The following is a 13,661-nucleotide window of genomic DNA, read 5'->3' as shown; positions in this document are numbered from 1 at the left end:
GCGTGAGGTCCCACCCCTCCTGTCCCGTCAACGACCGATAAAGCTGATAGCTGCGGAACAGCTCAGCCAGGCCGCCGAAGTTCGGGATCACGCGGCCTTCGCTGAGGTCACTTTCGCTTGGCGATTTGCCTTGATGGCGAGCTTCCTCTTCGGTTCGCCGCCCCTTCGAATTCCCATTTTCTCGAACTCGATAAGTACGCCGGTAAAAAAATCCATCGGCGACTTACCTCCAAATGTTGCGGTCATGCCGACATTGAGGATGCCAAGGAGGACGTCATTGCGACCGGCCATCAAACCCTTCTCGAAAGGCAGGTCGCCGCCATGACCACAATAGATCGCGCCCAGCGCAGCAGCGGCGTCATCACCAATATCGATAAGGATGTCGACGATGGTCCTAGAGTTGAAGGCCTTCATCACGTCTTCAGCATCGCGGTCACTGCCGAACATGATGTCGGCAACGTTGTGTATGAGAGCGCGTGCCTTGGGGAATCGCTTGACCAACTTGAAGAGATCGAAGGCGTTCGCACCACGGATTTTGATTTTCTTGATTTCGCCTTTGACTTCGATTTCGAAGACCTCTGTCGGCGGAAGGATCGCTGCAAGGAAGTCGTCGGCGGATAGGAACGCCGCGTTGTCGACAAGTTCGAGTTTAGATTCAGACATTCAGTTTCTCCCTAATAATTGAGGGGTGACCCCGAGATCGAGGCCACCAACTTTGGATTAGCTGGCAACAGGCTGGATGAAGCCGTAGCCGACGCCGCCGGTGTTGAAGACCTTGCCCGTGAGTGAGCCAATGTTCTGAGCATCGACGCCCTTAAGCGTGGTGTCGCCGTTTGGCCGAAGCTGAACGTCCGGGAAGATGTAGTCGACCGGTGCACCGGGCAGGCCGCCGTCGACAACGCCCAGAATACGAACTTCTCCACGGACGCCTGCCGTGCTCATGATCTGCCGACGAACGATCTTGTCGGCTTCGGTGATCGCGGCCTGCGCGTAAGTTACGACCGCGTCGGCTCCGGCTCCGGCTGGAATTTTGATAAATTCCACGATGCCGCGAGCCTGCTGGTAGATGTAGTCGCCGTTACCGAAGCCTGTTGCGTCCTCTGTATAGGTGACCGGGTCTTCAGCTGCGCCGTCGGTGATCGAAGTGATCGTCGGCTTGATACCTGGGACGATGATAACGTCGCCAACAGCAACATCTTCAACGGTGAGCGTAGTTGCCGGAACTGCTGCCTGCGTAAGGTAGAATTTCTCGGTCAGGAATTGGGCGTCGTAGAGGATGTCGGTCCACATCTGAATGTTTGCGATATTCAGCACCGCGTCGGACTGGGTCACCCACGATCCGATCAGCTGCGATGTGCCGGACTCGTCAGAGCGGCTGTCGATCTCAGTCAGAGTTGGCGTGAAAGTCACGTCGCCAACAGGTCCGAATTTGACGAATTTGTCCGACCCGGCGGGTTTGAATACGACGATACCGCCCATGATGCGCTGGCCGGTGGTAAGCTGTTTGATTGGCGATGTTGCCATTTTGTTCCTCCAATAAAATCTAGGGGTTGATGTTCCGGCCGGGATCGGTGTCCAAGGTGGAGACGGTGAAGGTGATAGGGATGACGACGCTCCACACGACCGTCTCATCGCCCATAGCTTCTTCGAACGGTGGGGATGTAGCTCCGATCTTCCAGTTCGAATATTTCCCAAAACCAAGGTCGCCGGGACTTGCCATTGCGATTTCCACTCGCAGGCACATGGCGTCGATCCGATCTTCGAGATCGTCGAAAGCAGTCCGCTCGGACACCTTGAGATTAACAAGCACATCATGGTCGACGATGCGTCCACCGGGCGGCTCCGAGGATGGGCGAGGACTTTCGGTTACGGCAATGAGCGCGAGCGGGAAATTATCAGGCTGGAACTTACGGTTCTCACGGCTGGCGTAATGCACATGCACGTCGCCGACAGCGGCCGACAGGTGCGCCTTAACGCCCTTGCGGACCTGCGTGCGAATATGTTCAGCTGCTGCCATCAATTGGACCGATCAAACCTACGTTGATCCAACCATGACTGTCCTGGCTGCAAGATCCGATGGTGAAGGTTTTGCCGCCAATCGTAATTTTGTCGCGGCCGTCATTCCTGAATAACTGGCCGGTACGGGTCGGATCGACAGCCAGGACATCGGTGACCTGGAAGGTGGCTTTGGCCGTCGCATTAGACATCTGGATGCCGTCAGCGTCGACGTCGATCCAATTCTCGATGAAATGACAGTCCAGATAATCCGGCTGGCTCTGCCCTTCGCGCAGCCACAGCGCTCCGCCGTCTTCGCGGAAGACCCGGAATTGCACTCTGGAGCTGTGTGCGAAGAGTTTCGAAACCATCGTATTTCCTGGCTTTCTGATGCTGAACGGAAGCTAAGCCACCTTAGCTTCCAAAGTTGATTATGAGATGCTCTCGATCCAGAGGCGCAGCCGAGACAAGCCGTTTCCGCCGACGCCGCCAGCAGTGCTACCTGCGCCACCGCCTCCGCCGCCGAGACCGCCATTGCCGCCAGCGCCGGAGGGATTTGACGAGCCGCCTCCGCCACAGGAAAGAAAGATCGAGTTGTCGGCATCGAAGCCGGGGCCGCCGTTAAAGCCGCCGCCGATCATCCAAGGGTCCGCGTTGCATCCGTTTCCGCCCAGTTGAGAGAGGCCGAATGCACCGCTGGTCCAGGTTTCGTCGCTAGCCTGAAGCCGCCCACCGCAGCCGGGGCCATGTTTGGATGACGGAGCACCCCAATCATTAGTCGTCAGTGTAGGATCGGCGAAATCGATGTAGCTGCCATGTCCGAATAACCAAAGCTGCTGCGTCTCAGCGCGAGCGGTTGAACCACCGAAGCCGGAATTACCGCCTTGGGCTCCAGAGATTTCAAAGTCGTCAGATGCGGTGATGGAAGTGTAGAAGCCATTCATCCCAGCTGCGCCGCCTTGAGCGATGTCGATTGCGATGTCACCATCGGCGACATCGATGAGCTTGCCAGATCGCACCTGAACAGCCGCACCCAGGCCACCGGTCGCGCCGCTGCCAGAACCACCACCACCGCCGGAGCCGACGGTCAGCCAGTCGTAGTGGACGGCTGACAAAGGGATCGTGGGATCGATGACGGTGACCAGGGCATAGAGGGCTTCTTTGGAGGTGATCGCGCTCTCGGTCCAGGTGAGGTGGGTGGCACCCTCGTCGCCGATAGGCAGGTTTTGACGGGTGATGTAGGCGGGGCCGGACAGTCCGCCGCCAAAGGACCTGCGAGGAGAAGGGTACGGGATCATCATGAGGTCATGCCTCCAGGATTTCGATGTGAGCGCTGCCGGAAGCAGGGGGATCGAAGGTTAGCTTGCGAGGGTTTGAGGCGACGTCATCGTTGTCGATGACCTTGACCACGCTGAAAGCATAGTCGCGCTCAAGGATGCGCTTCTTCGTGCCGGTGGTGCCTCGCAGAACCTGGACATACGGCAGCGCATCGGTCGATGTGAACGTGGCTGTGATGGTCACGAACTCGGTCCGATCGCTGAGCGTGTGCTCATGCGGATCGTCGCCGGATGCGATGTCGAAAGTGAACAGACGATTGCTGTCGAGCGGCGGTGCCTGGACGGTGTCGGCGTTCGGTGAATCTGAGACGGCTAGTTTGACGACGCCTTTGTCGAGCATGGTGACCTCACTTTAAGAAGGGGTGCCCATCGCCGAGTTAGGGAGCCTGGCGATGGGCGGTTCCGGCCGGATAAAATCAACGGCCGAAAGCTGTTAGTCTCCAGAGTCGGTGATCTGGCAGATGGCTTCCGGACGCTCAAGGTAGGAAACGACAGCCATTTCCATTTCGAGTTCGTCGCCTTTATCGAACGGCAGGGTCTCGATCTTCGAGTATTCCGGGATACCGATGGTGTTGACGACGTCCTTGCCGGTGCCAGGTGCGTAACGCGTCTGGTAGAGGCCGCTGATCACCGGGCAGAGTAGAGCCTTGTCCGGGTCCAAGAAGTAGGTGCTGCCGATCTTGCCCTTCGAGTAGCTGACCAGGTTGACGTTGGTCGTGATCGGGAAGCCAGCACGAACGTCATCACGAGCGGCCGAGCCCTGGTTGCCGACGGCACCGGTTGCAGACCAGAGCTTGAAGGCTTCCTGAACCGACTTGTGACGGGCGAACTTCTTGTGGATGTTTTTGCCCGCGATCAGCATGTAGCTGGTTGCGAGACCCTGGTATGCGCCGAGCTTGTCTTCAACGAGTTCGACGGCGTCGATGAGGTCACCGATAACGTCGGTTGCGGGATCGGTCAGGTCGATGCCAGCGGTCAGTGCGGTCGTTCCTGCAAGGGTGTGCAGGTTCTGTGAAACCGAACCGTCCTTCTTGTAGATAATGCCCTGCAGTGCGCCAGCGCGGATGAACTCGCGAGTCAGGGCGTTGCGGTTCTTCATCTTCTCGACTTTCTTGGAAAGCTCGATCAGGTAGGACTGCGCCTCGTTTGCGGAACCGAATGCACGAACGCCCTGGGTCGCTTCAGCGATCAGCGCGTCGTATTGCGGGTAGTATGGGATGCGAACGGTGAAGCCGTTACGGGCGTCGTTATCGACGTAGCCCTTCTTGCCGGACTTCGGGTTGGCTTCGTCGAGGATGCTGAGCGAACCATCAGCTTCGACTTCGATGAAGACGGAACGGGTCGTTACGCCCTCAGCGTTCCACGGAAGCCACTGCTCCAGCTCGTGCGGGATGTACTCCGCCAAGTTAACTGCGGTCGTAAGCTCGACGCGATCGTAGGGGTTCTTGATATTCAAAACGTTCATCGGAATCTCCTGTGGTGTTCCCGGTTTGTTCTATTAACGAATGCGGACGAACTGCTTCTTCAGCAGCGCTGCGGCCTCGCTCGGGGTGATGGATGCGTCGAGAACCAGCTCACGGCTCTTCACCGTGGCGAGCCACGAGATGACCGGAGCGAGAGCGTCCGCTGCCGTTGCGTCGGTCTCTTCCGAAACGATTGCGTAGTCGGCGATGTGGCCGGTGTCGGTGTCGACAAGCGTCTGCGTTACGCGGACGAACTTGCCGGTCGCGGCACCCGCAGCGATTTCGCTCATGACAAGCGTTCCGACGGCATAGACCGTTGCGCTGGTCTTGAGGGTAAGTTCGTCACGGGAAATCTCGCCATTGCCCTCAGAGAGCAGGAAGGCGAAGGCCGGACGGGGAGCGGTGTAGATCATAGTGGTCTCCTGGTCTTGTTGGGGTTAAGCGCGTTTCGCACCACGGAAGCGGCTGTTTTCGCGCTGATAAATTTGAACGGTGTCGAGGGTCGCGGGAGCATCAGCGCCACGTTTCGCAGCGACAACTGGAACTTCGACAGCGGCCGAGCGAGCGAAGTAAGCTTTGCGAACTGCCTTGCGGATCGCCTTGGCCGACGACCTCATCTTCAGTCCGTCGGTGACGATCTGAGAGAGGCCAAGCTCGCGGGCGTAGCCACGGACTTCTTCGACTTCCTTCTTCTCTTCCTCCGTGTCCGGCGCATCGTCATCGTCGGCTGCAGCGGCAGCGGTCGTGTCATCCTTCTTTTCCGGCGTGTCGCCTTCAGCACGCTTGGCGCGGATGGCCTTGGCGCGTTCGACGACTTCTTCGGAAGCGCCTTCGTCCTTCGCGTCAACGACGGCCTGGGCTGCAGCAGCAGCTGCCGTCTCAGCGTCCTCGGCGGCGGTTACGAGTTCTTCTAGGTCCATGGTTTTGTTCTCCTGAGGGGTTGTTTCCAGTGCCCTGACGCGGGTGGTCGGATGGGGAAATGTCCGCTGTTGATTGCGGACGTAGGCATTCGGGTCGGCACCGACGGGGACGAGGCTGGCTTCGTGAAGGGTCCAACGATGGACCAGCAGGAGGGGAACCTGATCGGCTCGCTCCACCAGTTCGGTCTCAAGGTGGCAGTAGCCCGCAGAGACTTGGCTGAAGAAACCTTCTTGGATATCGGTGATGAGATCGGCGTTCTTGTTCGCCAGGACCCCGGTGCCGCGAACCATCTGACCATCGATCCGAACATTGTCGACGCGGCCGATCTGAGCCCGGAGGCCTGAAAATGTGTCGTGGTTGTCCAGTAGCGGCATGCCGCGTGTTCGGCTGAAATCCATTCCGCCTATAACTAGAACCTCATCGACCTCGATGAAGCTGCAGTCCTCGTTCTCGAAGTCGGAGATGCGCGGGTCCGGAATCCAAATTCGATTTGGAGCGTCGGTCGCAATGACAATTTCGAAGGAACGCGTAGCCTTATCCACGGTCGACGGCATGCCATCAAGCGAGCGCTTGATCAGCGGATAGCCGGTCTGTTGGGATTGCGGTGCAGTCATTTACTGTCTCGAAGAAGAGTATCGAGATCAGCCTGGCGACGGCGGCTGCAAGATCTGATGGTAACGCCGAAAAAATAATCGACATGAAAAAGCCCGGACAATGCCGGGCTCGGTATTATGAATAGAGGGGTGTGCCTTCAGGCGGCAGCGGCCACATGCCTAGTGCGATATATTTTTTTTCGATAATACTTTTTGCGGCACTGGCGTTCGATAGCTCGCCTCGTGCGAGCCTCCGCGTTCGCTAGACGAGCTTCTTCTTCATTAGCCTTGTCGGCGTCAGCTTGCTTGTCTAGATTGGCAAAGAAGCGATCAAATGCTCTCTGAATGTCACGGTCCGAACGGGTCAATTTAGCTTTGGCAGGCACTTTCATAGGGGTAGTCTCGGTTTCGATGAAGGTATGGTGACCTGCAAATTTCGTTGACGCAAGCAGAAAAATGGAGGGCTAACCTATTGAGCGGCCTGCATAATGTTGACATTTCGCGTAACCGACCGAATAAAATGAATTATTCACCCGCCTGCTGTTCCGGACTTTCTTCGAAACCCGGTGCCGCGAACGGAGAAGACGGTGAACTGCCGTCTGCCTTCGCGAGAGTGATCGGAGCGCGGACACCGGACTGGCTGTCCCAGTAATCCTTGGTTGCCTGGGATATCCCCGGCATTCCTGCCATCGCTCTGAGAGCTTCTTCGTCTTCCGGCTGCGGCGTCCAGATGCCGCCGCGAACCGCAATGGTGAGGGCGTCGACGAAGTCTCTCGATAGCGGCATTACGTTATCCCCCCCCGGCATCTGTTGATGGATTATCATTAGCGGCAGCTGCGGGAGCCATGGCCGCCTGCTGCTTCTCTGCCCAGCCATCGAAGACGGAATAGAAGAGACCCATCGCCTTCGAGCGGTCGAAGCTCTCCTTGTTCTGAAGGTCGATCTCCAGGCTGTTGAGACCCATCTCGGCTGTTGCCTGCTGATGAGATAGGATGCCAGCTTTTACGGCTTCGACGAGTGCTTCGATCTCCTGGACCGGGTGAACGTGACCACGGGGCGGCGGCATCCATTCAGGGTACATGAAGTCGTTGATCGATTTTCCAGCAGGAACCTTCCATGCGCCTGCATCGACGGCGGAGACAAGGAACCGACGCCAAACCTTTGCAAAGCACTGAACGACGAGATGGTAGATGATGCTGTCGAGGAACTTACCAACCTGCAACATCATTGCCCGATAGGCCCGGTCGTTGATGTTCTGGAAATCGAGCGTGATCAGCTCGTAGCAAAGACCGAGACAGACGGCGATCTCTGACAGGATCGTCCGGTTGAAACCGTCCCAGTTGCTATCGGTCGTCGGCATCTGCGCGAACTCAGCCTTGTAGCCTTCCGGGACTTCAACGGCCGAGCCGATCTCCGGGTTCACGAAGTCGAGTTCGTCGTCCTCATTTCCCGCGAACCCACCTTCTTCATTTATCGGGCGGGTGTAGAAGGTGGTGATCTTCGACTGGATCGCTTTCTTCGCGACTTCGCCGACATGGTACTCTTCGAGGAACTCAAGCTTGTTGAGGGCGGCAGCGCCCCATGGGATGCCGCGTTCGGACGTCGGGCGTTCGGGCAGAAACATGTGACAGATATCGGCAGCGTCAATCGGCACCGGCTGCAACGCGTTCACCATTCCCCGAAAATCGGAGGGGTGGCGCGGGTAAAGCCAATAGCGAGTGATCCGGTCAATGGCGTTACGTTCGACACCGTCGAGAGTGTAGTTGCCGTTGGCTTCCTGCCGGGTCCATCCGAGCGGCAGGTGGTCGGCTTCCATGATCTGAAGCTGGAGCGGGACACCGGACTGCATATCATCGCTAGCCTGACGGGGCCGCATACGGAACAGGACTTCGCCATCCGTCGCAAGGGCTTCGACGGCATGCCACTGAAGGCCATAGAAACTAAAGTGACCGCGAGCATCGGCTTCGTTCACCCACTGATCCCAGACCTTCTCCAGGTCGTTGTCGACAATGATCGGACGGATACCGTAGCCGACGGTGTTATTGGCGAGCTGGCGGATGCCTTGCTTGAAGAAGGCGTGGTTGGCCTTGGCATACCGGCTGCGAGCCCGGATGACTGCGATCTCATCGTTGTTTGAGTTCGGGCCCATGTCCATGGGAATACGAAGGCGGGGGTTGGCTGCAGCTGCCTGATAGTAGGTGCGACCGTCGGCCCGGAAGAAATCGAAGACGGTTTTGATGGCAGAGCGAATGCGGCTACGACGGGCTGGACGCCTCGTGGTCGTTTGCGTGGTGACAACCTGGGTTGCGACCGGTGCAGGAGGTGCAGGAGCCGTCGACGATGTGAGGGCGCTTTTGGTGAGGGTAATTGTCTTACGGGTGGCCATTAGAACGTGCCTCCCGAAATTCGCTGCTTGATCATGCGTGGGCCGTTCTTTTCAGCAGGCTTGCCGTCGAATTCGTCGAGCCGGGCATAGAGCGAGCGGAGGATACGGAAGCCGTTATCGGGAGAGCTGAACTGGATCGAGCCTTGTTCCTGAGTTGAAGACGACTGCACGCCATTGGCGAGACTGGTCTCCAGGAGCTGGATCGCGTCGACGATCTGCGTTCGAGACCACGTTCTAAAAAGCTTCATATACTCCTCCCGTCGTCAGCGGATAATCCCGCCTCGTCGACGCTTCCTCATCTGGTCGCCACCAGCTGGTGCGGCCGCCCTCGGCTGCGCTGGCGCTATGTCCACCTTTTGTTCCAGAGGCAAACGAGGCTGTGCCTTCGCCTGAGCGACTGGAGCAACTGTCACTTCGATCTTTGCCACGGCTGACTTGTCGACACCGTCGTAATCCAACTCACCGGTCTGAGGATCGAAGCTGATAGCTGGTACTCGAAGGCTTTCAGCTGCAAGATTCAAGGAGCGCCACTTTTTGTAGCTGGTTTTGAGTCCGACGAGTGCGGCATAGGCGTAAGCCAAACACATCCATTCTTCCTCGGCCCGATGTCCCTTCTTGTCACGCCAATGCCAGCGACCGTCTTTCCGGATGCGCTCCTGACACATCAGCTTGTCGAGGTAGGCGGAGCTGAGGGATGACGGCACAAACGGCTCCTTATCGCCGACGAGCTGCATTAGCTTGAAGACGTCGTCACGGGCGTTGTGAGAATCGATGGTGTAATAGGTCGTGCCGGACGTGGATTTCGAACGAGACTTCGGCCAGACGAAGTCCTTGCGGTGAGCGTTGCCCTTGATCGCCCAGACGTTTCTCGATGGCATGAAGCTGTTGCAGAACATTCGAACGGCGTCAGCGTAGCCCTGACCACCGAAGTCGTGGGCCGACGCCTGGACGAACCATTTCGATCCATCACGCTTGTAGAATGGCCGATTGAGGAGTTCACGCAGCTGCTTGTCGGCTTCCGGATCACCAGGCTCGCCAAGGATCGTCCAATGGCCGATGACACGGAACTGGCCCAGGGCGTTCCAGCCGACGACGGACACTTCACGGGAGGCCTGCCGTTCGAGGGTGGTGCCCTCTTTATTGTCCTGAGTATCTCCGCCCGCCGTTAGAACGACCACGTCATCTGGCACCTCGGCAGGGTAGGCTTTGAGGAGGCTGGACACCGTCTTGGCATCCATCGCGCTCGTCGTATATTCGTCCCAGACCCACGCTCGCACGTTATTGGTGAAAGTCTTTAAGTCCTCTGGATTGCCTTGGGCGCTCAGGAAACGCTGGGCGAGGTTCTTCCAGTTTGCCTTTCCCGCGAAAGACAGCCATTGCGGGATGTGAAACCCATAATGCCCCGGCGTCGTCGGTACCGATGTCGGAATATATTCCAGCGAGGCGTCCAGCGCCTGCTTGTTGTTCTCGGTGATTTTGCAACCGCTGACGCACTGGTACCAGGCCTCGTCGACAAACCCGGTTGCCTCATCGCACTTCCATTTAAAGCCGAATGCGCTGTCGGCGTCGCCCCACTCCATGACCTGCTGTCGCTCGCAATGGGGGCAAACTACGTAAGGATATCGAGCGTCGGACTTCTCCCACCGTGCAAAGGTCCGGCAGTCCTCCTTGCTGAGTGGTGACGAACCCATCGCTGTCGTGGAATGCCAGTATTCGTTGCCGCGTTCCTTGAAGAGGGCCGCCTTGTCGCCCTGCGATCCGCGCTTCGGAGCCCAGCCGTCACCCGAGTATTCGTCACCGATCATCCTCTTTGAGCCGTAGCGACGGAAGCTGTCGTCTGACGCGGCTCCCACCAGCCTGATCGATCCACCGTTCTTGAATTGCAGGAGATACCACGCGCCAGGCAGAAGCTGTTCCTTCAAAGCCTGGCAGCAATCGATCATCGGCTCGATGACTTCCTTGTAATATTCCTCGGCGTCCTGCTCGGTAGGCTGCGCAACCGTGACGGCTTCACCAAGGTAGGCGACGAAATATGCCGTCATGGCGGCAACGAACAGCGACCAGCCAACGCGGGTGCCTTTGAGCGCCGTGATGTCGGAGCAATCCTCGTTCATGAAGGCGTGAGCCATGGCACGTTGATAGCCCGTGAACTCCAACCATCCCTCTCGCTGAGACATCCCAGCCTTCAGCCGGATGTTCGAGCTGACCCACAGCTCCGGAGGCATGAATTCCGGGATTTTGAGGACCTCGTTTCGGGTATTCATGCGGTACCGATTGAACGCATCGATGCTCGCCGCGAGCAGATCGGCCGGTATGCTGACACCCTCAATGTCGATATCTTCGAGAGACCGAGGCAGGAGCATGGTTACTCCTCGTCGCTGGCGGTGATCTTGACCTGCAAGGTGTTCATGACGTCTCGGATTTGCTTGTCGGCCACACGTCGAACGTGAGCGGCAATTGCGGAGTCGACGTTAGCAGCGATGATATCAGGGATTTTCATGATGATGGATTTGATCTCGGCGTAGTCCTTCGAAATCGAGGTCAGAACGTAGTCGACCGGAACGACAGCCTTTAAGTCTTTGAGGAGTGCGATCTCTTCGCGGATACCTGCGGCGACGGCCTTCCGGCGCTTACCGTCAGCTTCTGTTGCGTTCCCTTCGGCGCTCTCGTATTTCGCCAGAGCTTTGTCTGTGGCCTGATCTTCGAGCCACTTCACCACAGCGGCGACATCGAAAATCCATGGGATGTTCGAATCCTTATCGGCGCGTTGGATGAACGGACAACCTTTGTCCGGCCAGCGTGCAATGGTGTTCCGATCACGACCCAGCAATGTTGACAACTGGGATAAGGAGACATGGCGATCCGGCATGATTTCCGACGGGGGTGCTGAACCCCCGGAGGATTTAGGCGAAGAATTCAGCAGGGGGTCGCGTTCTCTTTGGACCTTCGGCATCTAATATTTCCAACAAAACCACTGGAAATATTAGCGTTTATGCGGTTGCAAGATTCAATTCGACGCCGGTCGTGGATGAGGTGCTGCTGCTGAACTGGTTTTAAAAATTTGCAAAACAGAGACCATATGCGGCCTCCAATCCACCGCATGCTGTCATCTGGCCCAGGGGCCCCGTCACCATTTCCGTTGGAGTGTATTCTCAGAGAATTCGAGCGTGTGGAGCGGTGATATCGCCAAGATATCGTCTACCTGAGCCTCGCGTTCAACCTCGGGGGCTGGGACAAGTTCGATGATCAACCGAGCGACTGAGCTTGGATGGTAATCATTTCTGGCACCCTCAACCAAGCTGTCGTGCTCCAAATAGCTATTCGAATAAAGACGAGGGTCGACCAACGCTTCATCTGTAATGTAATCTATCACCGTCCTGAAGACATTACTCACCGCGTCGACACCATCGAGTACGCGCATCACCGTGTCATCGATCTCGAACCGATCATCACCAATGGCAAATTCGAAAGGGTTCTCAGGATACCAGAATGAATTGGCGTTCTCATGCGGCAACAGGGACCGCGCTAGTTGGACGTCGAGGTCTGCCGTCTCTTCCATCCAGGCTTTGATAAGTTTCAAGCACTGGCGAACGCGCCGGTCAGGTGTGCAACGCGTTGATCGCTTCAATGCGGGATAGATAACCGATATAGCTGCTCGCCGATCAATGTTTTCAGGCAAACTGCGCAGCGCAATCACAGACCCGCATGTTGCGGCGATATCACCTAAGCTAACTTGAAAACTGTCATCATTTGCTAGTTCGTGACCCCAATCCTCCAGGCACTTTGACAGTGGCTTAAGCGGATTGATCCACTCGTAAGCTGCGAACAGACCAATTTTTTCTGCATTGAGAAGCAAAGAGATGGCTCCGATATTGAAAGAAGCTTTCAGGTATCAGCTTCATCCCTTCACCTCAATCGTCACAGACACCGATCCATCCCCGCTGACCATCTCCTCGGTGCTCAGGACCTTCAGTTCTCTAACGTCGAGCGGATGCGGCAGGCCGTCCATGCGCCACTTCATAGTTGTAGAATAGACGACATATTCTTGCGGGATGTCTTCCAGGTACGCAGTATGAATTTTCATTCGGACAAGCAGGTGGCGGTTGGATGCTGGGCTGGGGCTGAGGATTTCGACCGGGCCGTATTCGTTGGTGTATTCAGTCATGCGGATATCTCATCGCCCAGCACGGTAACCGACCCGTCAGGTTCCGCGATATAAATCGTGTAACCCTTGCCGAGCTTGGATTTGTCGGCTTTTGCATAGCCCTCAAGTATCTTGGGGTGCGTGACCAGCTTATCGACGAAAGCCCGCGTGAAGAACGCGGTCCCGCCGTTGGTCTGGGTGTCGGCTCCGACGATCTCGATGTGCTTTGCGATCTTCATACCTTCACCTCTCGGTCCAACGACCAGATTTCGAACAGCTGCTGGATGATAACCTGCCTCATGGCATTGTATCGGGCGGCGTCCAGCTGAGGTTCGCGCCGGATTTGATCAATCATCTGGATAACGGTCATGCCAAGACCCTGAAATTGAGCTTCGTTGGCCGAAACCTGGTATGCAGCGCCCTTTTCTAGAACGACGCGGCGGTCATTCGCCCAGCGCTGCCAGCTGTCTGTGAGTGCCTGAGAGTCCATCATGCCACTTTCTTCCGGCGAAGCTTGTCGCCCATCTTCTTGGTGCCGCAGACCTCCTCCAGGTGAGAGAACGTGGACTCTAGGAAATATTGATATGAGCTGTATTCGTGCCCTTCGCCGGTCGCGTCGCGATACCCGGCAGCCGCACAAGAATCCCGGAAATTGATGATCATACGGGCGGTCTCGGCAGGCAGGACGAAATAGCTGTCCTTCGAACGGAGGTAGACGAATTCCCGCTGAGGAACGTCATCATACCGGCCGCCACGAGATTCGGTAAGTTTAGTCATTTGACGCGTCTCCCTAACGCGTTTCGATACCTACAATGGTTGTTC

20 protein-coding genes are annotated in these 13,661 nt (G+C 57.1%); all 20 read right to left on the bottom strand.

Going from position 1 to position 13,661, the window contains the following annotated elements; translation table 11 throughout:
- Positions 1–87: 87 nt before the first annotated feature.
- Positions 88–663 (bottom strand): hypothetical protein, encoded by a 576-nt coding sequence (locus ACS4RR_RS21025; RefSeq protein ID WP_456189309.1) that lies wholly within the window; start codon positions 661–663, stop codon positions 88–90.
- Positions 664–720: 57 nt separating this feature from the next.
- Positions 721–1,524 carry a hypothetical protein gene (locus tag ACS4RR_RS21020; RefSeq protein WP_456189308.1) on the bottom strand — a complete coding sequence of 268 codons (804 nt, stop codon included), beginning with the start codon at positions 1,522–1,524 and terminating at the stop codon, positions 721–723.
- A gap of 19 nt (positions 1,525–1,543) precedes the next feature.
- Complete coding sequence (locus ACS4RR_RS21015) at positions 1,544–2,017, bottom strand: hypothetical protein (RefSeq protein ID WP_456189307.1); 474 nt, start codon at positions 2,015–2,017, stop codon at positions 1,544–1,546.
- Positions 2,004–2,366 carry a hypothetical protein gene (locus tag ACS4RR_RS21010; protein WP_456189306.1) on the bottom strand — a complete coding sequence of 121 codons (363 nt, stop codon included), beginning with the start codon at positions 2,364–2,366 and terminating at the stop codon, positions 2,004–2,006. The genes ACS4RR_RS21015 and ACS4RR_RS21010 overlap by 14 nt, the downstream gene beginning before the upstream one ends.
- A gap of 60 nt (positions 2,367–2,426) precedes the next feature.
- On the bottom strand, positions 2,427–3,296 hold the full coding sequence (locus tag ACS4RR_RS21005) for a glycine-rich domain-containing protein (protein ID WP_456189305.1): 870 nt from the start codon (positions 3,294–3,296) through the stop codon (positions 2,427–2,429).
- A gap of 4 nt (positions 3,297–3,300) precedes the next feature.
- The gene (locus ACS4RR_RS21000; protein ID WP_456189304.1) at positions 3,301–3,672 is read right to left on the bottom strand and encodes a hypothetical protein; all 372 of its coding nucleotides are present in this window, start codon (positions 3,670–3,672) and stop codon (positions 3,301–3,303) included.
- 93 nt (positions 3,673–3,765) lie between these two features.
- Entirely contained in the window at positions 3,766–4,797 is a 1,032-nt protein-coding gene (locus ACS4RR_RS20995) for a major capsid protein (RefSeq protein WP_456189303.1), read from the bottom strand.
- A gap of 33 nt (positions 4,798–4,830) precedes the next feature.
- On the bottom strand, positions 4,831–5,208 hold the full coding sequence (locus ACS4RR_RS20990; RefSeq protein WP_456189302.1) for a head decoration protein: 378 nt from the start codon (positions 5,206–5,208) through the stop codon (positions 4,831–4,833).
- A 24-nt stretch (positions 5,209–5,232) separates the two neighbouring features.
- Positions 5,233–6,330 carry an HK97 family phage prohead protease gene (locus ACS4RR_RS20985; protein WP_456189301.1) on the bottom strand — a complete coding sequence of 366 codons (1,098 nt, stop codon included), beginning with the start codon at positions 6,328–6,330 and terminating at the stop codon, positions 5,233–5,235.
- A 137-nt stretch (positions 6,331–6,467) separates the two neighbouring features.
- Positions 6,468–6,701, bottom strand: a complete 234-nt coding sequence (locus ACS4RR_RS20980) for a hypothetical protein (protein WP_456189300.1) — start codon at positions 6,699–6,701, stop codon at positions 6,468–6,470.
- A 133-nt stretch (positions 6,702–6,834) separates the two neighbouring features.
- Positions 6,835–7,095, bottom strand: coding sequence for a hypothetical protein (locus ACS4RR_RS20975; RefSeq protein WP_456189299.1), 261 nt, complete (start codon positions 7,093–7,095; stop codon positions 6,835–6,837).
- 4 nt (positions 7,096–7,099) lie between these two features.
- Positions 7,100–8,695, bottom strand: a complete 1,596-nt coding sequence (locus ACS4RR_RS20970; RefSeq protein WP_456189298.1) for a phage portal protein — start codon at positions 8,693–8,695, stop codon at positions 7,100–7,102.
- Entirely contained in the window at positions 8,695–8,943 is a 249-nt protein-coding gene (locus ACS4RR_RS20965; protein ID WP_456189297.1) for a hypothetical protein, read from the bottom strand. The genes ACS4RR_RS20970 and ACS4RR_RS20965 overlap by 1 nt, the downstream gene beginning before the upstream one ends.
- 15 nt (positions 8,944–8,958) lie before the next feature.
- A complete protein-coding gene (locus ACS4RR_RS20960; RefSeq protein WP_456189296.1) occupies positions 8,959–11,058 on the bottom strand; it encodes a terminase gpA endonuclease subunit in 2,100 nt (699 codons plus the stop codon).
- 2 nt (positions 11,059–11,060) lie between these two features.
- The gene (locus ACS4RR_RS20955) at positions 11,061–11,648 is read right to left on the bottom strand and encodes a DUF1441 family protein (protein ID WP_456189295.1); all 588 of its coding nucleotides are present in this window, start codon (positions 11,646–11,648) and stop codon (positions 11,061–11,063) included.
- Between the two features lie 174 nt (positions 11,649–11,822).
- Entirely contained in the window at positions 11,823–12,551 is a 729-nt protein-coding gene (locus tag ACS4RR_RS20950; RefSeq protein ID WP_456189294.1) for a hypothetical protein, read from the bottom strand.
- A 42-nt stretch (positions 12,552–12,593) separates the two neighbouring features.
- Entirely contained in the window at positions 12,594–12,860 is a 267-nt protein-coding gene (locus tag ACS4RR_RS20945) for a hypothetical protein (RefSeq protein ID WP_456189293.1), read from the bottom strand.
- Positions 12,857–13,078, bottom strand: a complete 222-nt coding sequence (locus ACS4RR_RS20940; RefSeq protein WP_456189292.1) for a hypothetical protein — start codon at positions 13,076–13,078, stop codon at positions 12,857–12,859. The genes ACS4RR_RS20945 and ACS4RR_RS20940 overlap by 4 nt, the downstream gene beginning before the upstream one ends.
- Positions 13,075–13,332: a hypothetical protein gene (locus ACS4RR_RS20935; protein ID WP_456189291.1), complete on the bottom strand. Its 258-nt coding sequence runs from the start codon at positions 13,330–13,332 to the stop codon at positions 13,075–13,077. Before ACS4RR_RS20935 ends, ACS4RR_RS20940 begins: the two co-directional genes overlap by 4 nt.
- On the bottom strand, positions 13,329–13,616 hold the full coding sequence (locus ACS4RR_RS20930; RefSeq protein ID WP_456189290.1) for a hypothetical protein: 288 nt from the start codon (positions 13,614–13,616) through the stop codon (positions 13,329–13,331). Before ACS4RR_RS20930 ends, ACS4RR_RS20935 begins: the two co-directional genes overlap by 4 nt.
- Positions 13,617–13,661: the final 45 nt, after the last annotated feature.

The organism is Rhizobium zaerense, from assembly GCF_051810725.1.
Taxonomy (GTDB): Bacteria; Pseudomonadota; Alphaproteobacteria; order Rhizobiales; family Rhizobiaceae; genus Rhizobium; species Rhizobium leguminosarum_I.
This window is presented reverse-complemented; position numbering and strand designations above follow the sequence as displayed.